Origin of the sequence: Bradyrhizobium sp. SZCCHNRI1009, assembly GCF_032487575.1 — a bacterium.
GTDB lineage: Bacteria > Pseudomonadota > Alphaproteobacteria > Rhizobiales > Xanthobacteraceae > Bradyrhizobium.
The window spans coordinates 238913-263961 of the sequence record NZ_JAUEUL010000010.1 but is presented as its reverse complement, the minus strand read 5'-3'; the positions used below and the strand labels follow the sequence as shown (position 1 = coordinate 263961).

Sequence of the window (25049 nt, the reverse complement as noted above, 5' to 3'; positions counted from 1 at the left end):
CCAGCCTTGAGGCCGGCCGATCACCGGTCTACAAAAAAGACAGTTGCTCCCCGGGGACCGGCTTGATTGCCCCCGTCGTCAACGCAGCGCGGAAGCGCTGGCGTCGACTTGACCTCGGCACCGGGAGGTCAGGACCACACGACTTCACGTCCGCAAGCTGCCGTTCGTCCGCGTAGCAAGCTACGCTGCGGCACCTCGCGGCCATCGCCTCCCCGCCTCGCGTGTCGTGACGATCGCGCGCAACGCCCCTCCGAGTGAGGCGGGATGCGTGGGAACATCGTCCTGATTTGCCCGACGACACAAGGCCGCAACGGTGCGGCAAACTGGCTCGACGGGCAGTTCACGCAGAGCTGTCATGAGCAGATTGCCCGTCGGGCAGTCATCGCCCCTCACCGCGCAGGCGCGCGGCCGGAGCTATTCCACGCGCGCACCGAACAGCGCCACGAACCTGTCGATATCGTGCTCACGCAGGCCGAACAGCCAATAGCGCACGGGAATCTCCGGCGTTCCGATCCGCACGAGCCGCCCCGACGCCAGCCACGGCTGCGCGGCGCGATCCGACACGAAGCCGATATGGCGGCCGCCAAGCAGCGCCGAGATCACCGCCGTGCTCGACGACAGCTTGAGGACGGGATGCGCCACACGCTCGGGCTCGACCCGGTGAGAGACGAGCGCCGCGGTCAGCGTCTGCGTCAGCTCGCCGTGCTCCCACAACAAGGGCGCCTGCTCGGCCAGCGACTTCCAGCTCAGATCGGCCGGCACGTGCTGCGCCCGCTCGGGATGAGCGCATAGCACCAGTCGGTCGGCGAACACGGCGACCTGGCGGAACTGCGGGTGGCTCGGCATGGCGCTGGTCACCCCCGCATCCGCCGTTCCCCGCATCACATAAGCCGCTACCTCGTTGACGCTGCCACGGACGAGATCGACACCGAACGCGCCGGGACCATTGTCCCGCGCCAGAAGATGCGGCATCCAGAAGTCGTAGGCACTGGCGGTGCATGCCACCAGCGCGGACGGTGAGGCGGGACGCCGGCCTTCGACACGGCGCATCGTCAGCTCGATGTCACGCAGGATCCGCTCGGCCTCGTTCAACAGCACCTGTCCGGCCTCGGTCAGCATCAGCCGGCGCCCGGAGCGGTCGAACAGCGGGACGTCGAGCTTCTCCTCCAGCTTCTTGATCGAGACGCTGACCGCCGATTGCGTGAGGCCCAGCCGCTCGGCAGCATGGGTGAAGCTGCCAAAATGAGCGGCTTCGAGGAAGATCCTCATTTGCTCGAAGGTCATGGACTCTCCTGGGCCTCGGCGACGTCCGGCTCGCCGCCGAATGCGCTCCCACGGACAAATTCGAACCAGTTCCCGAGTCGGCCTGCCGTCAAACCAGTCACTCCCATCGCTTTCGATGAATTCGTTTCATCCTCGCAGGGACCAGCATCAAAAGCGGCGCCGCATCATTCATACACTTCAGTGCGCATGAACTGAATGAATAAGTAGTTCCGATCTGCTTTCGCCGCAGGCACTTCAGGACGTTTTATCGATCAATCACGCCGCTATTTTCAGCACCGACCGCATACGCCTGCGCGCGACCCGGTTTGGCAAGACGCTTGCTAATTACTTCGCACGAAGGCTTTCGAGCGAGGACAGCGAGGATATGCCGCCTGCACCTTCTGCGACACCCACCGACGAGGCACCGATCCATGATCGTGCTCCGCGCGCCTCCTTCGCAGCATGCGGGGTCGCGTGATGGAGTTCGGCATCTGGCTTCCCGTCTATGGCGGCTGGCTGCGTTCGCTGGACGCACCGACCGGCCCTGACGTTGCCGCCTGTCTCGCGATCGCCCAGCAGGCCGAAGCGCTCGGGTTCGACTTCCTTTACGCCTCGGAGAACCTGCTCAACTGCATCCATGGCCCGAGCGAGAGCGTCGCCGACGCCTGGAGCATTCTGGCGGCGATCGCCGCCGTCACCAGCAAGGTCGGGCTTTGCGGCGCCATCAAGCCCGGCTTCCGCTCGCCGTTCCTCGTCGCCCGGATGCTCGACACGCTGTCGAAGATCGCGGAGCGCAGGCTCGGCATGAATATCGTCTGCGGCTGGTGGAAGGAGGAGTTCGACCTGTCCGGCGTCGACTGGCTGGATCATGACGGACGTTACGACCGCGCCGGCGAATTCCTGCGCACGCTCTATGGCCTGTTTCAGCCGCCTGCCGAAATTGCCGGGACGGACGCTCCGCCTGGAGAGGCGCAGCCGGTCGAGCTCAAGCAGCCACCGACCTATGGCCTGGACCAGAACGCCCTGCCGGAGGTGTGGATCGCCGGCCACTCCGGCCGCGCCATGCAGATGGCCGCGGAATGGGGCCATTGCCTGTTCCTCAATGGCATGGGCGACGAGGAGCTGAAACGGCGCATCGAGGCGGTGCGTCAGGAGGCCAACAGCTGGGGCCGGACCATCCTGATCGCGGCGAATGCCTACGTCATCGCGACCGAGACGACCGAGCAGGCAAGGCAGCGCTGGAAGACGGTCGTAGGTCGCCGCAATTCACAGACGATCGACTTCTTCCGCAAGGTGATCGGCAGCTCCGGTGCCGCCGCCTGGGCCGCGCTCGGCGAGGAACAGATGGTCGATTCCAACGCCGGCTTCGAGCTCGGCCTGATCGGTTCCTTCGAGGACATCCGCAACCGCATCCCCCAGCTGCAGGCCTTGGGCCTCGATCGCATCGTCTGTCAGTTCGACGACCCGATGCGTGACGCCGGTCCGTTCATGAAGCAGGTGATCCGCCCGCTCAGGGACAATCGCACACTCGCTTTCGAAGGTCAGATGTCATGAGCGCGCTCGAAGCCACGATCACTTCCGCCGGCGACATACGACAGGGCTTCAAGGACGTGTTCAGCCAGCTCGCATCCGGCGTCTGCATCGTGACGTTCCGGCGCGGCGGACAGCTCCATGGCTTCACAGCCACCTCGGTCACGTCGGTCTCGTTGCAGCCGCCACGGGTGTTGTTCTGCGTCGCGCAGAACAGCCAGAGTTACGCCTGCCTCGGCGTCGGTATGAGCGTTGGGATTTCCGTCCTCAGCGCCGGCCAACGGGCATTGTCCGATCGCTTCGCGAGCAAGCTCGCACCCGGCTCCTATGATGACGTGGCGACGATCGAAGGCGCCGGCCAGGCGCCGCTGATCGCGGGCGCTCTCGGACAGCTGGGCACTGCCATCGTCGACCTGATCCCGTCCGGTGACCACGCCATCGTGCTCTGCAACGTGACCTCCGCCCATGCGGGCGGCGGCGCGCCGCTGCTCTACCACGCCCGCAACTATCACACGCTTCACCAGAGTTCCTGAACCCCGGAGAAATCGCAATGGACAAATCGATCTTTGCCGCGATGCCGAGCCTGACGCCGACCCTCGGGTATGCGTCGATGATCGGACTAGGCCTGTTCTCACTCGCCCTGTCCTATGCCGTGAAGACCCTCCTCGTTCGAAACACTCACGACTTCATCATCGCCGACCGCCGAGTCGGCTTCGGTTTCGGCGTCGGTTCGGTGATCGCCGTCTGGACCTGGGCCATGGCGGTGATGATGAGCTCGGCGATGACGTATCAATGGGGCCTCTCCGGCCTGTTCTGGTTCGTGGTGCCCAACGGCTTCGCGGTCATGGCGATGATCCCGTTCGCCCGCATCCTGCGCAAGAACATGCCGGAGGGCTACACGATCTCCGAGTTCATCGAGTACCGGTTCGGCAGGTCGAAAGCCGCGACCGCAATCGTCACCGTGACGATGATCTTCGGAATCATCCTGGAGATCCTGATCAATCTCAAGGGCACCTCCGTCGTCGTCTCGACGGTGTTCGGGATCGACTGGAAGGTGGCGACCGTCGTCGGCATCATCTGCGTGCTCGCCTATTCATACTTCGGAGGCTTGTGGACGAGCGTGATGACCGGAACGCTCAACACGCTGATGATCACCGTGCCGGCGGCGATTGTCGTGGCCGCGGTGTATGCCGCGATCCCGGGCGGATCGGAAGCGGTCTTCAACGCCGCCGGCGCGGCCGATGCCCGCAACCTGTCGGTGCTGCGTCCCGATGCCGCCGCGGGCTTCGGCATCACGCTTGCGTTCGGCCTCCTCGCCGCAACGGTCTCGGACCAGACATTCTGGCAGAAGGTCTGGGCCATCAAGAGCCGCGACGTCGGCCGCGTGTTCCTCTGGTCGGGCGCGCTGTTCTATCCGATCCCGATCTGCCTGGGCATGCTCGGCCTGGTCGGCATCGCCTATGGCCTCAAGCCGGCCGATTTCGGCGGCGACATCGTCGCGGTCGGCCCCTACATCGTCTCCCATATCGGCCTCGGTCTGACCCTGGTCCTGCTTTACGTGCTCGTCATCCTTGCCGCCTGCTACTCGACCATCGACGGCGCCAGTGCCGCGCTGTCCTCGGTCGTCGCCGTCGACATCGTCAAGCGCTACTTCCCGCAGACCTCCGAGAGCAGCCTGTTCGTGATCACCAAGCTTTCGGTCCTGCTCGGCGGCATCATCGCGACCCTGATCGTGCTCTCCGGCCTCGACTTCACGACATTGGTGCTGACGACCTATGCGCTGAAGACCTCGATCCTGCTGCCGCTGGTGCTGTCCATCCTGTGGCCGAAGACCAACATGATCGGCTTCGTCGGCGGCATCGCGCTGGCGATCGGCGTGGGCATGCCGATCTACGCCACGGCCGGCGAGCTGATCGGAACGCTGTCGATCGTCGCGATCAGCGGGCTGACCGTCGTCATCGCGGGTCTGATCGGCGGCGAGAACTTCGACCTCACCGGCCTGCAGCGTATCGGCGACGAGGTCTCTGCCCCGGCCGAATAGCTGCGCGAGGCGCGCCGGTCCTCGGCGCGCCCGTCCCTCTGACATCCCAAAGGAGCCAACCATGTACGTCCTGATCACCATCGTCGGCATTCTCGTCACCCTGTTCTTCCTCGCTGGATTCTGGCGCGGCCTGCAGAACGCCATCGCCGAATATCGCAGCGGCGCCGCCGAGCCGACCGACGTGCCCGACTATGGCTATGGCGGGCTGGCAGCGATCTCGGTGATCGCGTCCGCCGTCATCATTGCCGGCGTCGGCTTCACCCCCGCGATGATCTATGCCGGCCCGCTGCTTGCGCTGGTGACGGCGGCTGGATGCGGGCTCGCCTTCTTCGTCGAGCAGAAGAGCGCCTGATCACCGACCACCCGAAGTTCATGACGGACTGGACGAGTTTCGGACGCAAGGAGAGCATTGCATGACGACGACCACGAGGAAGAAGGCTCATCTTCTGGGATTCATCCAGCACGGCGTGAACAGTCACGCCACCGGAATGTGGCGCCACGTCAAGGACAAGATCGGCTGGGATTTCGCCCGGCCGGAATACTGGCAGCACATGGCCCGCACGATGGAACGCGGGATGTTCGATGCCATGTTCATCGCCGATGAGCTCGCGCCCTACAACACACACGAGGACAGCTCCGACGCGATCGTGAAATGGGCTGTGCAGTGCCCGACCCACGAGCCGTCGACGATCGTGCCGATCATCACCACCGCGACCAAGCATCTCGGCGTCGGCGTCACCCTGTCGACGGCGTTCGAGCATCCCTATTCGATGTGCCGCAGGCTCTCGAGCCTGGATCACCTCTCGGGCGGCCGCGTCGCCTGGAACATCGTGTCGTCCTACTCCAAGAGCGAATGGGATGCCTATGGTCACACCATGACCGAGCGCAGCGGCCGCTACGACCGGCTCGAGGAATACATGGAGGTCTGCTACCAGCTGTGGGATTCCTGGGAGCCGGATGCGATCATCGCCGACAAGGTGTCCGGCATCTATGCTGATCCCGCCAAGATCAAGGTCGTGAACCACGAGGGCAAGTACTACAAGTGCCATGGCCGGCATTTTTGCGCGCCCTCCCCGCAGGGACGGCCGGTGCTATGGCAGGCCGGCTCATCCAACCAGGGCCGCGACTTCGCCGCCAAGCATGCCGAGGCGATCTTCGCCGTGCATCCGAACGTCGACCGCATGAGGCAATATGCCGGCGATCTGAACGAGCGGCTCGCCGGCAAGTTCGATCGCAAGCCGGGTTCGGTGAAGCTGATCTACGGCCTGCAGACCGTGGTCGCGGAAACACGCTCGGAGGCGCAGGAGAAGTACGCGCGAATCAAGGAGTGCATTCCGCCGGAGGGCGCGCTGGCCTGGATGTCCGGCCATTTCGGGCTGGATTTCTCCAAGTTCGACGGCAATGCCATCGTGCAGAACATCGAGGTGCCGGGCATTCAGGGTCTGTTCGAGTCGATCATCTACGCCAAGGGCGGCGCGCCGGTGACCGTGAAGGAGGCGGCGATGATCTACGCGCAGGGCATGGGCATGCCGGTCGCGGTCGGCACCGCCAAGGACATCGCCGACCAGATCGAGCACTACATGGATGACGGCGGCGCCGACGGCTTCATGCTGGCGGCGACCTACACGCCCGGCTGCTTCGAGGAGTTCGCCGATCTCGTCGTTCCCGAGTTGCAGCGGCGCGGCCGGTTCAGGACGCGATATACGGGCACGACCTTGCGGGAGAATCTGCTGGAAGATTGAGTCTGGTGAGCCCCGCCGCCGGGCCGCCCTTCGAGATGCCAGCTTCCGTCATGCTGAAGAGTGCGGCTTGCGGCGCGTCTCGAAGGCCCCTGCTCAACGGCGCGCGGCTCAAGCGCTCAGCGCGCGCATCTCCGCATGCAGATCCGACTTGCCCTCGAAGCCGATGCCGGGGAGTTCGGGCATGGTGATGTGGCCGTCGATGACGTCAACGCCGTCGGGGAAGCCGCCATAGGGCTGGAACAGGTCGGGATAGCTCTCATTGCCGCCGAGGCCGAGGCCGGCGGCGATGTTGAGCGACATCTGGTGGCCGCCATGCGGGATGCAACGCGACGGCGACCAGCCATAGGTCCTGAGCACGTCGAGCGTGCGCAGATATTCGCACAGGCCGTAGGACAGCGCGCAGTCGAACTGCAGCCAGTCGCGGTCCGGACGCATGCCGCCATAGCGGATCAGGTTGCGGGCGTCCTGGTGGCTGAACAGGTTCTCGCCGGTCGCCATCGGGCCGGGATAGAAATCGGCGAGCGTCGCCTGCAGATGATAGTCGAGCGGATCGCCCGCCTCCTCGTACCAGAACAGCGGATAGTCGCGCAGCATCTTGGCGTAGGCGATCGCTGTCTCCAGGTCGAAGCGGCCGTTGGCGTCGACGGCGAGCTGGTTGCTCGGACCGATCTCGTCGAGCACGGCCTCGATGCGCTGGCGATCCTCCTCGATCGGCGCGCCGCCGATCTTCATCTTGACGACGTTGTAGCCGCGCTCGAGATAGCCGCGCATCTCCCGGCGCAGCGCCGAGAGATCCTTGCCGGGATAGTAATAGCCGCCGGCGGCGTAGACGAACACGCGCGGATCGGCCTTGCGGTTGTGGCGCTCCGCGAGCAGACGGAACAGCGGCTTGTCGGCGATCTTGGCAACAGCGTCCCAGATCGCCATGTCCAACGTGCCGACCGCGACCGAGCGCTCGCCGTGACCGCCGGGCTTCTCGTTCGTCATCATCGCCGTCCAGGCCTTGTCCGGATCGATGTTGTCCTTGGTGGCATCGAGCAGCGAGGCGGGATCCGCCTCGAGGAGTCGCGCGCGAAACCGCTCGCGAATCAGGCCGCCCTGGCCGTAGCGGCCGTTGGAGTTGAAGCCGTAGCCGACCACGGGATGCCCGTTGCGCTCGACATTGGTGATGACCGCAACGAGGCTCGACGTCATCTTGGTGAAATCGATATAGGCATTGCGGATCGGCGATGAGATCGGCTTCGTCACCTCGCGGACGTCGACGATACGAACGGTCATGGTCAATCTCCTGATCGTGGTCGCGAGCGCCGCGTCAGAGCGAGGCGCCGGCGCAGATGGTGATGGTCTGTCCGGTGATGGCAGCCGCTTCCGGCGACAGCAGGAAGGCGGTGAGCGCGGCCACTTCGCCTGGATCGACGTAGCGGCCCATCGGCGGCAGCACCGGCGCGGCGCCGGCGCGGCTGGGGTCGCGCAGGAACGGCGTGTCCGTGGCGGCTGGCGCGATGACGTTGACGGTGACTTGGCGCGGCGCCAGCTCGATCGCCCAGGAGCGCGCGAGACCGGTGAGTGCCGCCTTGGTCGCGGCGTACTGGCTGCGGCCGGCCGCGCCGTTGGCGGTGCGGCTGCCGATCAGCACGATCCGCCCGCCCTCGCGCAGGCGCGGCGCCAGCGCATTGGCCAGCGCCTCCGCGGCGCCGACATGGACGCGCCACATCCCTTCGCTGCTCTGGGCCTGCAACTCGCCGAGACGGCCGACACGCATGTAGCCGGCGGCATGGACCAGCGCGGTCACGGCGCCGACGTCAGCAAGGCGCGCGATCAGCGTCTGCGGCTCAGCCAGATCGGCCTCGAAGCCGCCGAAGTGTTCGTGCGACAGCACCGAGGCCGCCCGGTCGATGCCAGTCACGCGCCAGCCGTCCGCCAGCAGGCGCTCGGCAATGGTGCGGCCGATGCCCGAGCTGGTTCCGGTCACCACCGCATGGCGAAGGCCGGAGCTGCTGTCGTGGTCCTGTGCCGTCATCCCCTGTACGCGGCCGCCTCGGCCTTGACCTTCACTGCATCGAAATTGTTGATCTTGTCGATCAGCTCATTGGTGTAAAGCGCAGCGTAGTCCTTGATGTCCAGCCCGTTCATCGCGGCCTCGGTGCGGAACTCCTGCTCGTTGATCCCGCCCATCTTCGTATCGGCATAGGGCGGCGCGTAGAGCTTGATCCGGCGGCTGATCGACTGCAGCACGGCCTTGACCGCCGCGTCCTCGCCGGCACCGCGCGGCGCCGTCTCCGGGTACATCTTGAGAAAGGCCCTGGCGCCGGCGGTCGGATTGGCGAGCAGGAATTGCGACGCCTTGCACACCGAGCGGCCAAAGCCAACCAGGAGATCCCTGTCCTTCTCGAACGTCTGCGGCATCGCCATCAGGAACTGACCGCCGACCATCGGGATCGTGGTCGGACGCGGCAGATAGGCCAGCTCGATGCCAGCCGCCTCGATCTGGCCGAAGCCCGTATCGAAATAGGCGAGCGCATCGATCACGCCGCGCTGCAGGGCGACGCCCGCCGGCGTGCCGTTGCCGACCGCGACCCAGCTCACATCCTTGTCCGGATCGAGGCCGAGCGCCTTCAGCACGTTCTTGGTCACCGGATATTCGGTGGCGCCGAAGTCGGACACGCCGATCTTCTTGCCCTTGAGGTCCGTGTAGCTCTTGAGCGCGGAGCCGGGCGGGACGGCGATGTCCCATTTGTACGGATAGGTATATTGATAGAACAGTTTCGCGCCACCCCATTCGCCCTTGGCGAGCAGCGGCAGCGCCGTCGACGGCACGCCGACGCCGATGGTGACGGAGCCGCGGTCGGTCGCGACCTGGACGTTGGCATTGGTGCCGAGCGCCTGGACATCGAGCGAGAACCCTTCCTGCGCGTTGTAGCCGAGCGCCTCGCCGATTACGCAATTGATGATGGTGGCGTTGAGCGCCTTGAGCCCGACACCGAAGCGAATCTTCTTGGCGTCCGCCGCCATCAGGCCGGCCGGGGCGCCGCTCACCAGCAGCGCCGCGCTGGCGCTGCTCTTCAGGAATGACCTGCGCGAAACCATCCTATGTTCCCTCCCTGTTGTCCTATTTTCTCCGATTGGCGCCCCAGTGCACGACCTTGGCCTCGCACCAGCGCACGATCCCGTGCAGCACGATGCCGAGCACGCCGAGAATGATCAGCGCGGCGAACACGCCTGCGACATCGGAGACGGCTTGCGCCTGGGTGATGACCACCCCCATGCCGCGCTGAGCGCCCAAGAACTCGGCGACGATCGCGCCGAGCAGCGCGTACACCACCGCCATGTCGAGGCCAGCGAAGATGAAGGGGGCGGCATTCGGCAGCTTGACGATGCGATAGGTCTCGAGCCGCGACGCCGACAGCGAGCGCATCAGGTCGACGCGCTCCGGCTCTACGGCGCGCAGCCCGGTGAAGCTGTTGATCAGCACCGGGAAGAACGACAGCAGCGCCGAGATCGCGATCTTGGAGCCGTCGCCGAAACCGAACCAGATCACGATCAGCGGCGCGATCGCCACCTTTGGCAGGCTCTGCAGCGCGAACGCATAGGGCATCACCAGCCGTTCGATGGCCTCGACCTCGGCCATCAGCGAGCCGATGACGAGGCCGAGCCCGACGCCGATGGCGCAGCCGACAGCGGCGTTGCTGAGCGTGCTCCACAGCGGCAGGTAGTAGCCGAGCGGACTGGCCGGGCTGACCGCGAGCCCCGACCACAGCGCGCGGACCACCGCTTCGGGCTTCGGCAGGATGTAGGACGGGATGTTCAGCAGGTTGACCGCGGCGATCCAGCTCAGGATCAGCACCGCGAGACCGGTCCAGGCGATCGGCGATCCCAGGCTGATGCCGCGGCGTGGACTCGCTGGCTCCTGCGACATGGCTGACACGGCGACGTTGGCAAGATCAGTCATGGCCATGCTCCTGCGCATTGAGCAGCCCGCGGACCTCCCTGGCGAGCCGCGCATAGTCCGGATGCAGCACGATGTCGTCGAATGACCGCGGCCGCGGAATGGGAACGGCGAGATCGGCCAGGATGCGGCCGGGACGCGCCGACATCACGATGACGCGGTCGGCGAGGAAGATGGCTTCCGAGATCGAGTGGGTGATCAGCAGGATGGTCTTGCGGTTCTCCTGCCAGATGCGCTGCAGCTCGAGGTTCAGACGCTCGCGGGTCAGCGCGTCGAGCGCGCCGAACGGTTCGTCCATCAGCAGGATCTCGGGATCGCGCGCCAGGGCGCGGCAGATCCCGGCGCGCTGCTGCATGCCGCCGGACAGCTCATAGGGATATTTGTCGCCGAAATCGCCGAGACCGGTGACGGCGAGCAGACGTTCGATGCGATCGCCGGCCGGCGCATGTTTGCCGCCGACGCGCAAGGGCAGCCCGACATTGTCGCGCACCGTCATCCACGGCAGCAGGTTGGCGGCCTGGAACACGACGCCGACCTTGCGCGAGGGACCGGCGACGGGCTCGCCATCGAGCAGCAGCCGGCCATCGCTGTAACTATCAAGTCCCGCGAGCAGACGCAGCAAGGTGCTCTTACCGCAGCCGGAGGGACCGACGACGCAGACGAACTCGCCCGGCTTGATATCCAGCGAGATCCGGCTCAACGCATGGACCGTCGCGCCGGAGGCCGAGACATAGGTTTTCGACAGTTGATCGATCGCAATGAGAACAGCCTCGGGCGCAGCCGCAGCGCGCCGGGGCGCATCGTCGACATCCATCGTCAGCATGAGCGTCCACCCGGTGTCTTTTTGTTGTGATCACGGGGCAACGGCCGTCACCGGCCGCCGCCTGTTGCAAGCTCAGGCGGCAGCCTTCACCGTCAGCCCGGCCGCGGCCACTGCGGCGCGGATCGCGGCCATCTCCTCGGCGCTCGGCGCATGCGTCGGCGGCCGCACGGTGGCATCGCGGATCACGCCGGCGACCTGCATCGCCGCCTTCATGCGGCCATGCGCCTCTCCGGTCGGCTCGCCGCCGCCATACACCGCGTCCTTCAACGGATCGATCATGGCCTGCAACTTCATCGCCAGCTTGAGATCACCGGCCGTCACCGCAGCGAACAGATCGTAGATGAGATCCGGAATCAGCGACGCGAAGCCGACCAACGCGCCGTCGACGCCCTGCACCATCGACGCCAGCAGGTATTCGTCGTGGCAGGTCAAGAGCGCCTTGTCCGGGGCCGCCGCGCGGATTGCCTTGAGGTCGCGGGCATATTTGTTCATCTCGCGGGTGCCGATCTTGAACGCCTGGACGTGGTCGAGCCGGGCGAGCTCGGCGAGCAGCTCGGAGGAGAACGAGGCGCGGGTCCAGGCCGGATAGACGTGCACGATCAGCGGCAGCCTGGTCGCATCGCCGATGGCGTTGAAATAGTCCAGGCAGTGCTCGCGCTTGAAGCCGAAGCGCAGCCAGTGATGCGGCGGCATGATGTCGAGCGCGGTGGCGCCGGCCTCCTTGGCCATCAGCGCATGCTCGATGCCGTCCTTGATGCCTTCGCAGACGACGGAGGAGATCGTCGGGCAGATGCCGGTCAGCGCCTTGGCGACGATGCGCGTCACCTCCGCGCGCTCTCTTGCGGTGAGGCTGAACACCTCGCCGGTGTGGCCGTTGGTCATGATGCCGACAATGCCGCGGCGCCTGCCGAGCCACGCCGCATAGCGCGTCAGCTCGGCCTCGTCGATCGAGTGATCGGCGTTGAAGGGGACGGCGATCGCCGGGATGATCCCCTTGAAGTTGGTCATGACGTTCATGTCAGGCTCCTGATGAGTTCTGGTGTCATCGGCTGGAAACGGTGGCGGTGGCGCCGCCCATGGCTTCGAGCGCGCGCGACAATTGCGCCGCGGCGCGCAGCAGCGGCGCGACGCCGGTGCGCTCGAACTCATCGGCTGACACGCGCATGGTCGGGGCGGCGACGCTGATCGCTGCGAGCGGCACGCCGTCGCGATCGACGACCGGTGCGGCGAGCACGCACAGTCCCGGTGCATTCTCCTGATTCGAGAGCGCGTAGCCGGCGGCCTTCACCTGGCGCAGGCGCTGCAGCAGCGCGTCGAGATCCGTGATCGTGGTTTCGGTGCGCTTGATGCGCGGCTGCGCTTCGAGCACCTCGATCTGCGTCTGCACCGGCAGCAGCGACAGGATCGCCTGGCCGACAGCGGTGGAATAGACCGGCGCGCGGCTGCCGATCCGGACGTCGACGCCGAGCCGGACGAGGCCCGCCTGGATGCGCTCGACATAGACGATGTCGCTGCCGTCGAGCACCGCGAGCGAGGCGGCCTCGTTCATCTCGCCGACCAGGCTGCGCAGGATCGGGCGGGCCTGGTCGCGCAACTCCGAGCGAGCGATCGCGTTGAAGCCGAGGTCGAGGCATTTCAACGTCAGGCGGAAGCGCCTGGTGTCGCCGACCTTCTCGACATAGCCGAGCATCACGAGGGTGTTGAGCAAGCGGAAGGTGGTGCCCTTGTCGAGCGTGGCGCGGCGCGCGACGTCGGCGAGCACCAATTCGGGCGCGTCGCTCGTGAAGGCGTTCAGCACCTGAAAACCCTTGGCCAGCGACTGCACGACGCTTTTGCCAGCCTTGCTGTCCTCGTCCACGGGGGAGCTCCGCGTTTCCTGCTTGGCGCCGGGCCTTGACGACCCGCATCTTGTCTTGCTATGGTTCGGATTGCGAACTATAGTTCGAATATTAGAACGCGCCCAGCCGCATCTGTCAAGCGCGCTCGCACGCCGTATGCGCACGGCTTGAAATCCGCACAGCCGGCATGATCTCTCCTGAGGGCCGCGATATCTCGCGGCCTTTTTCAGGAGTCCCGCGTGAGCGTCGCATTCACCAAGGAAGAGAGCGCCGAGACGGCGGCCGAGACGCAGCTGCCCGACCGGCCGGTCTCGCCGCATCCGAACCTCGTCACCGAGGCGGGCCTCAAGGCGCTGGAGGCGCAGCTGCTTCAGGCGCAGGCGGCCTATGAAGCGGCGCAGACCATCGAGGACGTGAATGAACGGCGGCGGGAGTCGGCGCTGCCGCTGCGCGACGCACGCTACTTTGCAGCGCGTGTGCGGACCGCGCAGGTGATGCCGGCACCGGCCTCGACCGATCAGATCGCGTTCGGCAGCACCGTGACGTTCAAGCGCGGCGACGGCCGCGTGCAGACCTACACGATCGTCGGCGAGGACGAGGCCGATCCGAAGCGCGGCATGATCTCCTACGTCTCACCGGTGGCGCGGCTGCTGATGGGCAAATCGGTCGGCGACGTCGTCGAGGTGACCGGACAAGAGCTGGAGATTCTCACGATCGCCTGAGGCGATGCCCATCACCCCGGCGGGAAACGATGCTCAAGGTTGGAATCATCTCCGACACTCATGGGCTGCTACGACCGGAGGCCGTGCGACGTCTGGCCGGCGTCGACCACATCATCCACGCCGGCGATATCGGCCGCCCCGACATCGTCGAGCAGCTTCGCTCGATCGCGCCGGTGACTGCGATCCGCGGCAACATCGACACGGCAGACTGGGCGAATGCCTATCCTGCGACCGAGACCATCAGGCTCGGCACACGTGCCGTCCATGTCGTGCATGACGTCCACGATCTCGCGATCGATCCTGCAACGGCGTGTATCGACATCATCGTGTCCGGCCATTCGCATCGCGCGGGCGTCGAGACACGCGACGGCGTGCTCTACCTGAATCCGGGCAGCGCAGGGCCGCGCCGCTTCAGGCTGCCGATCACGCTGGCGACGCTGGATATCTCCTCAGCCAGCCTGTCGCCCGTGATCCACGACCTCGGCAGCGCCTGACGCAAAGCGAAAGGGCGCCCATGGGCGCCCTCCCCGAACTCAGATGAGATCCATCGATCAGAAGCGATCGGCCAGCGCCATGCCGGGATCGCTGAACGAGGGACGGCCGGTCTCGACGTGGCCAGCGACGCGGCGATAGAAGCTGTCGTCGGTGTCGCTGGTGACGACGAAGTCGTACCACAGGCCGGACTTGCGCAGGTGCCAGTACAGCTCGCCGTGGCGTCCGGGTGCCGACACCTTGACGGTCCACGAGGTCGACGGACCGCCATGGCTCGGCCCCGGGAAGAACGTCGGCGCGCCAAAGCCGAAGCCCGGAGCATCGAAGTCGGGCGCCGAGCGGAAGCCGGGCACCGCGCCGAAGCCCACCGGATGGAAGCCGGGCAGCGGACCGAAGCCCGGACATTGCGGCTCCAGCGCGGCCGAGACCGAGGCGGTGACGGCCTGCAACGGCCCGTAGATCTCGTTCGACTTCACCGTGAAGCTCACGCGGGCATGGCCGTCATTGCGCAGCTGCATGTGCAGGCCGCCCTCGAAGACGTTGTAACCGACGAAGATCTCGGGGTTGGCGGCATTCGACGGCCTGACCTTGTCGAGGTCACCCTTGAAGTGACGGTGGAAGCCGTTCGGGCCGAGCACCCAGAGATCATACAGGCCATCGCTGCCGACGCTCCATTCGTCGTCGATCATCTTGCCGGCCTCGACGGTGTAGCGGCGCGGAATGAGATCGAGACGCTGCTTGTCGTAGACGTGGAACACGGCGCCGGCAAAGCCGGTGTTGGCGAACAAGAGCTTCACCTTGCCCGCGGCGGCGTCGACCTTCGCGGTGGCGTGCAGGATGTAGGGCAGCGGGCGCGAATAGCGCGCGCCGCTCTCCTGGAACAGCGGCTGCGGCGTCGCGGGCGCAACCGGGGCCGGCAAGGTCTTCTGATGCGCGTCCGAAGCCTGCCAGTTGCTCTGGTCGGGCAGCTCCGGGAAGCGCGGATCGTTGGGGCTGGCGAAATCGAACGCCGAGGTGAGATCGCCGGAGACGGCGCGGTGCCACGGGCTGATCGCCTCGACCTTGATGCCGAAGCGCTTCTCCAGGAAGCGGCCGACCGAGGTGTGGTCGAACACCTGCGAGTTGACCCAGCCGCCCTTGCTCCACGGCGACACCACATACATCGGCACCCGCGCGGACAGACCCCAGGGGCGGATGTTGCCGCTGACCGTGTCGGTCGCGGTCAGCACGTTGCCGACGGTGTTGGAGAAATACTCGCCGTCGAGCGGCAGGGTCGCCTTGCCCATCAGCTTGCCGTTGATGTCGTAGGACGGCACCGCGGGGGCCGGCAGATGATCGAAGAAGCCGTCATTCTCGTCGAAGGTCAGGAAGAAGACGGTCTGGCTCCAGACGTCGGGATTGGCCGTCAGCGCTTCCAGCACCTGGTCGGTAAAATTGCCGGCACGGGTCGGGCTGCCGCCGCCGGGATGCTCGGAATTGGCCTGCGTCGGCAGGATCCACGACACCTGCGGCAGGGTGCCGGCCATGACGTCGGCCTTCAGCCGGTCGAGATAGTCCGGGCCGCCGGTCAGGCCGTGCACGTAGTTCGGATCGTTCGGCTGGGCGTGACGGAAGCTGGAGAACGCCAGACAGCCGTGCATTGCGCCGGTCCAGTTGTCGTTCATGTCCTGATAGATGTGCCAGCTCACGCCGGCCTTGTTGAGCAGATCGGGCAGCGTATCCCAGGCGAAGTCGCTGCCGACATATTTGTAGTTGGCCTGCGGCTGCGGCTGGCCGGCGACCCAATTGTGCGGGTTCGGCCAGCAGCGCAGGTTGTTGGGCTCGGAATCGTTGGTGGTGGAGTTGATGCCCTGGGCGCGCAGCGCCGGGTTGAAGTTGGAGCCGGACCAGAACACGATGCGGTTCGGATCGGTGCCGGTGGTGATGGAAGCGTGGTAGGCGTCGCAGATCGTGAACGCTTCGGCGAGGGCGAACTGGAACGGGATGTCGTCGCGGCCGAAATAGCCCATCGCATAGGGCGTCTTGTACTTCGCCCAATAGCCCATCTTGCCCTGATTCCACGCCGCCTGGCTGTCGCCGAAGGAGTGCGGCGTGCCATAGCCGACCAGCGCGTTGGAGGTCGTGGAGTCGCGGTGATAGGGCGGAATCTCGCGGCTGCCGTCGGACTGGAACCAGACCGGCTTGCCGCTCTCGAGCGGGATCGGGAAGCGGTCGCCGAAGCCGCGCACGCCGCGCAGCGTGCCGAAGTAATGGTCGAACGAGCGGTTCTCCTGCATCAGGATGACGATGTGCTTGACGTCCTGAATGGTGCCGGTCCGGCGCCGTGCCGGAATGGCGAGCGCCTGGCGGATGCTGGCGAAGGCAGCCGCCGCCGTGGCGCCTGCCAAGAAATCGCGACGTGTTGTCATGCTGATACGACCTTTTGAAATCCTGAAGACCATCGTCAGGATTGGCGGGGCGAGCCCGGCCAGCTCCTGCGAACGTCCCTGGCGTATCAGCGCGGCTTGACAGCGCTGTGAAATTTTTATTTACGAAATGAGTCTGAATGAGATTTCCTCAGTATCGGGGCGCAGCGTGACGGAATCGACCTTTCGTTCTGGACCGGGCGTGAACGGCATCCTGGCCCGCGTGCGTGAGCTGCAGAACGAGCTGCCGCCCAAGGCCAGGCAGATCGCGGAGCTGGTCATCGCCCGGCCGGAGCCGTTCATCCACATGTCGATCACCGAGGTCGCGGAAACCTGCGGCGTCAGCGAGGGGACGATCGTGTCGTTCTGCCGGCGGGTCGGGGTGCGCGGCTTCCAGGAGCTCAAGATCATGCTCGCGCGGGACCTGATCGAGCCTGTCAGGCTGATCCAGGAAGACCTGCATCGCGGCGACGATCCGGCGACGGTCACGGACCACATCTTCGCCGCGCATGCCGCCTCGCTGCAGGAGACGCGGCGGCTGCTGTCGATGGACGCGCTGGCGCAGGCGGCGACGCTGCTGCGGCAGGCGCGGCGGGTCGAGATCTACGGCATCGGCAGCTCGGCGCCGATTGCGCAGGACCTGTCGTATCGGCTGCTGCAGCTCGGGCTCGCGGCCAATGCGATCGTCGATTCGCATGTCCAGGCGGTCAGCGCGGGGATGACCGGGCCCGAGGTCGCGACCGTCACCGTGTCGCATTCCGGCAGCACGGTCGAGACGGTGCTGGCGACGCGGCTGGCGCAGGCGGCGGGCGCGCGCACCATCGGCATCACCCGGCTCGGCAAGTCGCCGCTGGCGGCGCATTGCGAGGTGCTGCTCTACACCGTCGCCAACGAGACGCGCTACCGGCCGGAGGCGATGAGCAGCCGCGTCGCGCAGCTCGCGATCATCGACACGCTGGTCAGCTGCTGCGCGCTGACCGACACCGAGCGCTCCGTCGACAGGCTGCAGCACGCGGCGCGCATCCTGTCCGAGAAGCGCTACTGACGGCGGCACTGAGCGCGCCTCAGTAGTCCTTCAGCAGTCGCTCGATGTAGTCGAGCTCGAGCTGCGGCCGCGACTGATCGCCGAGCCGGCGGCGCAGTTCTTCCAAAATGCGGCGGACGCGCTGGACGTCGATCTCGCCGGGAATCTTCTGCGAGAAATCGTCGATGTCGCGGCCGGGATGCATCGGACGTCCGAGCGGATCGGTCTGCTGCGCGCCCTGCTGGCGGCCGGCGCGCTGGCCCGGACCGTCGCCCTGCTGGTCGCCGTCGCCCTGCTGCATCGCCTCGGCGAGGCTTTGCGCGCCCTTCTTCAGCGCATCGAGCGCCTTGCCCTGCGACTCCACCGCGCCATCGGCATTGTTGTCGCCGAGCTGGCTGCCGGCATCGCCCATCGCGCTGTCGGCATCGTCGAGCCCGTCGCCGGAATCGCCCTGGTCGCCTTGATCACCGGGCTCGCCTTGCTGGCCCGGCTGCCCCTTCTGGCCTTTCTGACCCTTCTGTCCCTTTTCGCCCTGCTGGCCCATGCCGCGCTTGGCGAGCTGCTCCTGCAACTGCTTCAGCCGGTCGCGCAGCGCCTGCTGGTCCTGCTGCAGGTCGCCCATGCTCTGGTCCTGGTCGCCCTGCTGCTTGTTGCGGTTGCGCCGCGAGTCCTGGCCCTGTTTGAAGGTCTTGTCGCGGAGCTGCTGCTGCTTGCGGATCATGTCGCCGAGCTCGTTGAGCGCCTGCTCCATGTCGTTGTCGCCGCCCTGGTTGGGCTGCGCCATCTGCAAATTCTCCAGCATCTGCTGAAGCTGCTCGAGCAGCTCGCGCGCGCCCTCCTTGTCGCCCTGGCGCGACAGCCGCTCCATGCGGTCGATCATGTTCTGCAGGTCCTGCTGGCGCAGCACCTTGGTGTTCTGGTCGAGCGGCCGCTGCGCCATCTGCGGGTTGTTGCGCAGCTGCTCGGCGAGCTGGCGCATGTAGTTGTCCATCGCCCGGCGCAGATCCTCGGCGAGCTTCTTGATCTCCTCGTCGCTGGCGCCACGCTCCAGCGCCTGCTTCAGCGCGTCCTGCGCCGCGCGCAGCGCCTTGTCGACGTCGCTGATATTGCCATCCTCGATCGTGACCGCGAGCGCCCACAGGCTGGCGACGACCTCGCGCAGCGCGTCGTCGGTGCGCGCGGCCTCGAGCTGCCGCGTCACCGCGCGCAGGCCGAGATACTGGCCGAGCTCCGGAGAGAACAGCTCCGGCGCGATCGCCAGCGCGTCGAGCGCGGTGAACACCTCGCCATTGCGGTTGCCGTCGAGCGCCAGCAGGCGCCGCTGCTCGATCAGCGCCCGCGCCAAGGGTTTTGTGAACAGCCGCTCCGGCAGCCTGGTCTCGAACGGCTCGCTGGTGCCCTCGTTGCCGGCCTCGTCCTTGGCGGTCAGGGTCAGCGTGACGTCGGCGCCGGCATAGGGGTCCTCGCTGAGGTCCTTGACGGTCTGGCCGACGCCGTTGCGGGTGCGCGCGTTCGGCAGCACCAGCGGAAACTCCGGCGGCTGGAACAGCGGCCGCGCCGCCGGCGTATCAGTCGTCTTGGCGTCCGGCTTGGCCTCAGGCGCGCGCGCGGCGACCTTGGCGCGGGCTTCGGTCACGCCGTAATCGTCCTCGATCTTGTAGGACAGCTTCAGCGAGCCACGCGCCTGGCGCTCCGGGTCCTTGGCCATGCTGATGACCGGCGGCTTGTCCGGCGTCGCCGCGAACACCCATTGCGGCTGCCCCGACGGCGCGCGCACATGCACGGTGCCGTCGGCCTTGATCGTGTAGTGCTTCTCGGTGGTGCCCTTCGGCGCGGCGTCGCCGGCGGCGACCTCGTTCGCCGCGGCCTCGGTGACGCCGCCACCGGTGATGACGTCGAGCGTGCCGCCGCTGGAGCGGATGATCAGGGTCGAGCCCGCGGGCACCACGATGGGGCCGTTCGCCGGCACCGCGCCTTCCTTGTTGGCGGCGGAGAGGATGATCGGTGGCTTCGCGGTGTAGAGCGGCGGCTTGATCCAGGCATCGACGCGGACCGTAACCGGCGTCAGCACGCCGTTCCAGTCGAACGCGGAGGCAATGCGCATCGGCCGCTCGTCGCCGGCGGCAAACCAGGTCGCAACCAGCAGCACGACGACCAGCGCGCGCACCGCCCAGGGATCGTGCAGCAACAGCCGCGGCCGCGGCGTGCCGGCGCGGATGCGCTTGACAGAAGCCAGCGTGCGCTCGCGCTGCGCCTGCCACAGCGCCTGCGCGATCGGATCCTTGGTGGTGAGCGTATCGGTGAGCGCGGTGGCCGGGCGATGCGCGATGCCGGAGCCGCGATCGAGCCGCGCCAGGCCCTCCTCGCGGCTCGGCCAGCGGTAGCGCAGCATCGGCACGGCGGCGCCGAGCAGCAGCAGCAGAAACAGCGCGACGCCGATCATGCGCGCCGCGAACGGCAGGCCGAGCCACAGCCCGGCCCAGGACACGATCAGGAACAGGCCGACCACCATCAGCAGCCGCGCGAGATGCGGCCAGCCGCGCTCCCAGGCGATCGCGAGACGCGCCCGCTTGAGCGCCTGCGCCAGCTTCAGCCGCGCGAGGCCGTCTTGGGTCAGGCCATCGGGCGTGCTGCTCGCCGGCCCGGCCGGCTCGTTCGTGATGCCGCTCAACAATCTCTCCAGGTTGCCTGGATGTTCACCCTACCACAAAGGCATCCATGAGGCACGCACCGTGCCAAGACTTTCCCGCCTGCGCAGCCGATCCACACGGGAGTGTGACCAGGGCGGGTTCCCGGAAAGCTACGGGCGTTCGGGGCCAACACTTGCGCCCTCCCCAACAACTGCGTCCTCCCCAACGACAGCGCGGCCCAACCCACGCCGCCACCCCAATCTCCGTCATTGCGAGCGAAGCGAAGCAATCCAGGGGCTGCGCGCGGGACTCTGGATTGGTTCGCTCCGCTCGCAATGACGCAAGGGCGAGATCGCGTCCCAAACTCCCCAAGCAGCGCGCAGAGAAAGCAAGACAAGCCCCATCACCCTCGCGACGCCATCCGCGCCCGAGTGATGCCCGACATCTCACCCTCCTCGAACAGAGGGCGCAGGGAAGACCGGGCGCCGGCCGGCGCCCATGGTCCGCGTGCAGCAAAAAAGCACGCGGCAGAACCACAGGCTCAGCCGAGATCACCCGGCCTTCCCTGCGCGATGGTGTTACGACTTATACGCGCTCTTCCCGGGGACCGGCTTGTTGGCCCCGTCGCGGACGACACGTCATCGCCCACTTGGCATCAGCACCGGGATGCCAGAACCACGCGACTTCATCGTCGCACCGGGATCGTTCGTCCGCGCGAGCAAGCCCACGCTGCGTCCCAATGCGCCCACCGCATCCCGCACCCGACGTCCGTGACGATCGCGAAGCGCCCCCTCAGCGGGACGGGATGCCGGGAGTAGAGCATTATTTCGGATAAAGCGCAAGCGAAAATTTTCTTAGGGGGCCTGAACAGAGTGAACCGCGCTGAAATGACACGTAAATTTGTTTTCCGCGGCGACTTCGGCAAGCTCCGTAGTATGACCGGGCTTGACCCCGATCAGCCAACGGAGAGACTCATCCGAATTTCCCACATGGAATCGAGTGCAGTATCTCCCCAACGTTTCTAGCTCCCTTAGACAAAGAACCTTCCGTAGCAGCTTTCTCTATCTTAGATTTTCAGGATGACTGCGATCCCGCCAGACGCTGAAGATCTCACCCGATTCCAAACGCCGTCGCGCTACATGCGCGCACGACGACCGCATCTATTTTCAGACTCGGTGAAAAGAACCGACATTTCGCTTTCCAGAGAAGTCCTGTCCCATCATCTCGAAACTTTGACGAAACAAAAGTCAGAAGCAGTTTTTGAAGCTTTCGCAAAACGCCTCATTGAAAAGTTTGTCGCCCCCAATTTACGTCCTCAAACTGGCCCGACCGGCGGCGGGGATGGAAAGACGGACGCGGAGACTTATCCGGTTGCTAAAGAGATTTCTGAACGGTGGTTTGCGACGGACCGAGCCGCAGCAAACGAGCGCTGGGCTTTCGCGTTCAGTGCGAAGGAAGATTGGCGCGGCAAGGTCCGCTCTGACGTTAGAGAAATCACGAGCACCGCACGCGGCTACCCGCGCATCTATTTCGTAACGAATCAATACGCGCCGGCAAGACAGAGCGCAGAGGTCCAAGACGCTCTTGAGAAGGAGTTTGGCGTACCCGTCACCATCCTTGACCGGACTTGGCTACTCGATTGCGTATTTGAACGCGACGGCCTTTCAATCGCGCACGAGACACTCGGGGTCGGCGGCGAAGTGCAAGCGACCCAGGTCGGGTCACGCGACCTGAAGCGGCAAGCCGAATTGAACCAGCTTGAACAGCAGATTGCGGATACCTCCAAATATGACGGGCGCAGCACTGCGCTGGCTGACGACGCATTGCGCGCTGCCACGCTAGCCCGAGGATTGGAAAAGCCCCGGTTCGAAGTGGATGGCCGTTATGAACGAGCTGTCCGGATCGCGCGTGAACGACGCCTTCATGCTCAGCATCTCGCGGCGGTGTATGAATGGGCTTGGACATCGTATTTCTGGTTTGACGACGCCTACAGAACCACGGAGCTGTACGATCAGGTCGAGAAACTTGCGATCACGTCGCGGGATGCAAATGACCTTGAAAGACTGAGTAATTTATTGCCGCTTCTCGTGAGCGCTGCGAACAACGGCTTGTTGTCGGAGGACGACGGGCAAATTGACAAGCGCCGCGCGGTCTTAGTCACGGCGCTTGAAGAAGCAAAGAGGGAGACTGCGCGGCCCAACAACTCGCTGCACGCGCATGCCATGTTGCTGCTGCACAAGATCACATCGGTATGCCGCAACGATGATGATGTGAGCGATTTGGACGAAATCTGGAAAGAATTCACATCAGTTATCGAACAATCTAAAGGCTTGGGCAGCTTTCCATTCGAATCGATAGCCGCCACGCTCACGCAGCTCGGCGACGCGTTACCGGATAGTCCGGCATTCGACCGATTATACGAGAAGCTAACAGACGCTTTTGCAAACCGAAAACAAGAAGGTGAAGCAGCAAAGCTCAACAGCGAGCGCGGATATCAAAAACTAAAGAAGGGACTTCCCTACGATGCAATCCGCTGGTTCGGACGCGCGGTCTCGGACTTGATTAAGGCGGAGTATGAAGACGAGCTTCTCGAAGCCCTGGGCGGGTGCAGCATCGCCTATTTGGAAGCGGGCCTTTATTGGGCTGCACGAAACTACGCGTTGGCCGCCGCGACCGCCGAACTTAGAAAGTTCAAGGCTTCGGGAAGCGCGGACAATGCAAACCCTGCTTTCCTAAGCCAATGGTTCCAGTGCGAACTACAGTTGGGTCGAGTTCCGTTCGTCCTGACTGCATATGAGCTGGGTGCGACGATTCGGTATGCTCGAAGCCGAACAGAGAAGCAAGCTGAGTTCGCGGAAGAGCGGCGAATAGAACAAGGTCATCGAATTGGCGCGTTGGTGATGGGAACTTCTTTCGATGATCTGAAGCGGTTGGGTAAACTGCCCGCAGCGTTGGATCGGCTCGGACTTTATCAAGTAAGCACAACACTTTTATTTCTGATGGGCGGCGAACAAGCGCTCCGGGACGAAGCAGCCGTTCCTGCTGAAGAAACGACCGAAGGCATCGAGAGCTTATTTGAACGGCTTGCCGCCGCCGGAAAATCGGCTGAGCTACGTTCACCTGATTATTTTCTGGATGAAAAAGTTCTTCTACGTTCCCGCGTTTTGGGATGTGAAGTCACAGCCGCTTGTGAAAACAACCTCACTTCTCTCGGTATCGCCGAAGCCATACTTGGTGCCCTAGAATCATTGCTGGCGACCAGTCTCAATCTGAGGATCTTCCCCTACCTCGACAGGTTGAAGATCCGTGTTCGATCGAAGGAAGATGCCGATATAACGCCGGTGCTTGAGTTCGTGGAGGAAAGCGGCTCGACCGTTGCGGTAGTCACGCACAGGCCAAAATTGCGTTACGCCAAGCGTGAAGAAACACTGGGATTTCCAAAGTGGCTGCAAAAGGCTGTTGTTGAGCTATTTTTCGCGTTTGCTGAGCCCGAAGATCTCGAGAACTGGGGAAACACAGTTCTAGGCGAAGAAAACGGCTTCTCGCGTGCCATCACCTTCTCGAACACGCCCGTCGCTTACAGTGAAATCTTCGGCGAGACAGTTCGTCTCGGCCTTGACCGTTGGGTAGAGGATAGCGATCCAGACATCGAGGTCAGACGATCATCTGCATGGTCAGCCAAGCAGAGTGAGTCGCGGGCCAAGCGCGAGCCGGTAGTTCCCGGCGCTGGCGAGCCTTCGGCGGATTGGCTGGAAGGCAAGGCCAAACGACACTCCGATTATAAAATTGTAAGTCCGATCGATCAGCGAAAATGGGAAGCCGCGCATTGGCGCGGTACATTCTTCGTGTGCTCACCGGGGTCGGAGATGACGCCGCTATTCGGCCTCGGCTTTAAAGAAGGAGGACCTGCCGCGGCAATTATGGAGGCGTGGCGCGAACGGTTTGGCGCAAGCGATCCAGACAATCATCTACGCATCGCCATCATCACTGGGATCAATATTTCGAACCCACACGCATACGCAGTAATCGTGGGTCCGAATATGGACACCCTGAAATCGTCGCCATCAGAGGTGGTTGGGTTCGTTTCACGCATTAATGTGATGACTCCAACCGATTCAAGAAATCTGGATATGTTTTTAAGCGAATTTCATCGGCTAAAGCGCTTTAAGCTGGTGGCAGCGCGTATGGTGAGCAAGACGGCGGCTCCAGAGCCGGTGTCTGATATTTCAATCGAGAAGTTCGACATCGTCGTACGTCCAGCGTGGACAATTTCGGAGAATGACCCCGACAGCCTAGCCCTGAATCCCGACGATCCGCCGGTCGTTCCGATGGATCAGGCAAATCCACCTGTCTTGAATGCATTGGAACAGAGGGCGAAACTTCAGAAGTCTCGGAAGATTTAGCTGGCGGGATGCGCGGCCCGCATGAGCGTCAGCGACTTGGGGAGCAGGACCGGGATGGCGCGGGAACGGTTGCAGTGCACCTGACCTCTGCGCCTCGCCCTCAAAGTGCACGGGCAAGGAGAATCCGTTCTGGAGACTCAAATAAAAAAGCGCCCGGGCCCGGGCGCTTTTTGGTGCCTTTGCTACGACA

General features: G+C 64.8%; 19 protein-coding genes. 9 read left to right on the top strand and 10 right to left on the bottom strand.

The window, feature by feature from the left end; translation table 11 throughout:
- Positions 1-414: 414 nt before the first annotated feature.
- A complete protein-coding gene (locus QX010_RS19545; protein WP_315805710.1) occupies positions 415-1284 on the bottom strand; it encodes a LysR family transcriptional regulator in 870 nt (289 codons plus the stop codon).
- 456 nt (positions 1285-1740) lie between these two features.
- Here QX010_RS19545 and QX010_RS19540 point away from each other — a divergent pair, with 456 nt between their 5' ends.
- From QX010_RS19540 to QX010_RS19520, 5 genes are all read left to right on the top strand, one after another.
- The gene (locus QX010_RS19540) at positions 1741-2817 is read left to right on the top strand and encodes an LLM class flavin-dependent oxidoreductase (protein ID WP_315805709.1); all 1077 of its coding nucleotides are present in this window, start codon (positions 1741-1743) and stop codon (positions 2815-2817) included.
- A complete protein-coding gene (locus QX010_RS19535) occupies positions 2814-3326 on the top strand; it encodes a flavin reductase family protein (RefSeq protein WP_315805708.1) in 513 nt (170 codons plus the stop codon). Before QX010_RS19540 ends, QX010_RS19535 begins: the two co-directional genes overlap by 4 nt.
- 17 nt (positions 3327-3343) lie before the next feature.
- Entirely contained in the window at positions 3344-4834 is a 1491-nt protein-coding gene (locus tag QX010_RS19530) for a sodium:solute symporter family transporter (RefSeq protein ID WP_316181270.1), read from the top strand.
- Positions 4835-4895: 61 nt separating this feature from the next.
- Entirely contained in the window at positions 4896-5186 is a 291-nt protein-coding gene (locus tag QX010_RS19525) for a hypothetical protein (RefSeq protein WP_315805706.1), read from the top strand.
- A 61-nt stretch (positions 5187-5247) separates the two neighbouring features.
- Entirely contained in the window at positions 5248-6576 is a 1329-nt protein-coding gene (locus tag QX010_RS19520) for an LLM class flavin-dependent oxidoreductase (protein ID WP_315805705.1), read from the top strand.
- 108 nt (positions 6577-6684) lie between these two features.
- Here QX010_RS19520 and QX010_RS19515 read toward each other — a convergent pair whose 3' ends face one another.
- The 7 genes from QX010_RS19515 to QX010_RS19485 all read right to left on the bottom strand — a co-directional run bounded on the left by QX010_RS19515 (position 6685) and on the right by QX010_RS19485 (position 13203).
- Positions 6685-7854: a mandelate racemase/muconate lactonizing enzyme family protein gene (locus QX010_RS19515; protein ID WP_316181267.1), complete on the bottom strand. Its 1170-nt coding sequence runs from the start codon at positions 7852-7854 to the stop codon at positions 6685-6687.
- Between the two features lie 34 nt (positions 7855-7888).
- Positions 7889-8596, bottom strand: coding sequence for an SDR family oxidoreductase (locus QX010_RS19510; RefSeq protein WP_316181265.1), 708 nt, complete (start codon positions 8594-8596; stop codon positions 7889-7891).
- Positions 8593-9663, bottom strand: a complete 1071-nt coding sequence (locus tag QX010_RS19505) for an ABC transporter substrate-binding protein (protein WP_316181264.1) — start codon at positions 9661-9663, stop codon at positions 8593-8595. The genes QX010_RS19510 and QX010_RS19505 overlap by 4 nt, the downstream gene beginning before the upstream one ends.
- 22 nt (positions 9664-9685) lie before the next feature.
- Positions 9686-10525 (bottom strand): ABC transporter permease, encoded by an 840-nt coding sequence (locus QX010_RS19500; protein ID WP_316181262.1) that lies wholly within the window; start codon positions 10523-10525, stop codon positions 9686-9688.
- A complete protein-coding gene (locus tag QX010_RS19495; protein WP_316181260.1) occupies positions 10518-11345 on the bottom strand; it encodes an ABC transporter ATP-binding protein in 828 nt (275 codons plus the stop codon). Before QX010_RS19495 ends, QX010_RS19500 begins: the two co-directional genes overlap by 8 nt.
- 72 nt (positions 11346-11417) lie before the next feature.
- Positions 11418-12362, bottom strand: coding sequence for a dihydrodipicolinate synthase family protein (locus tag QX010_RS19490; RefSeq protein WP_316181259.1), 945 nt, complete (start codon positions 12360-12362; stop codon positions 11418-11420).
- A gap of 25 nt (positions 12363-12387) precedes the next feature.
- On the bottom strand, positions 12388-13203 hold the full coding sequence (locus QX010_RS19485; RefSeq protein ID WP_315805698.1) for an IclR family transcriptional regulator: 816 nt from the start codon (positions 13201-13203) through the stop codon (positions 12388-12390).
- Between the two features lie 219 nt (positions 13204-13422).
- On the opposite strand from QX010_RS19485, the gene greA reads away from it, so the two are divergent.
- Together greA and QX010_RS19475 are read left to right on the top strand one after the other, a co-directional pair.
- On the top strand, positions 13423-13905 hold the full coding sequence (greA, locus tag QX010_RS19480) for a transcription elongation factor GreA (RefSeq protein WP_316181257.1): 483 nt from the start codon (positions 13423-13425) through the stop codon (positions 13903-13905).
- A 29-nt stretch (positions 13906-13934) separates the two neighbouring features.
- A complete protein-coding gene (locus tag QX010_RS19475; RefSeq protein WP_316181256.1) occupies positions 13935-14399 on the top strand; it encodes a metallophosphoesterase family protein in 465 nt (154 codons plus the stop codon).
- A gap of 57 nt (positions 14400-14456) precedes the next feature.
- Here QX010_RS19475 and QX010_RS19470 read toward each other — a convergent pair whose 3' ends face one another.
- Positions 14457-16805: a phosphocholine-specific phospholipase C gene (locus tag QX010_RS19470; RefSeq protein ID WP_316181255.1), complete on the bottom strand. Its 2349-nt coding sequence runs from the start codon at positions 16803-16805 to the stop codon at positions 14457-14459.
- A 199-nt stretch (positions 16806-17004) separates the two neighbouring features.
- Between QX010_RS19470 and QX010_RS19465 the strand changes: the two genes are divergently transcribed.
- Positions 17005-17847 (top strand): MurR/RpiR family transcriptional regulator, encoded by an 843-nt coding sequence (locus QX010_RS19465; protein ID WP_316181254.1) that lies wholly within the window; start codon positions 17005-17007, stop codon positions 17845-17847.
- A gap of 19 nt (positions 17848-17866) precedes the next feature.
- Here QX010_RS19465 and QX010_RS19460 read toward each other — a convergent pair whose 3' ends face one another.
- Entirely contained in the window at positions 17867-20497 is a 2631-nt protein-coding gene (locus tag QX010_RS19460) for a TIGR02302 family protein (RefSeq protein WP_316181252.1), read from the bottom strand.
- 1038 nt (positions 20498-21535) lie between these two features.
- Here QX010_RS19460 and QX010_RS19455 point away from each other — a divergent pair.
- Positions 21536-24859, top strand: coding sequence for a hypothetical protein (locus QX010_RS19455; RefSeq protein WP_316181250.1), 3324 nt, complete (start codon positions 21536-21538; stop codon positions 24857-24859).
- The last annotated feature ends 190 nt before the right edge of the window (positions 24860-25049 follow it).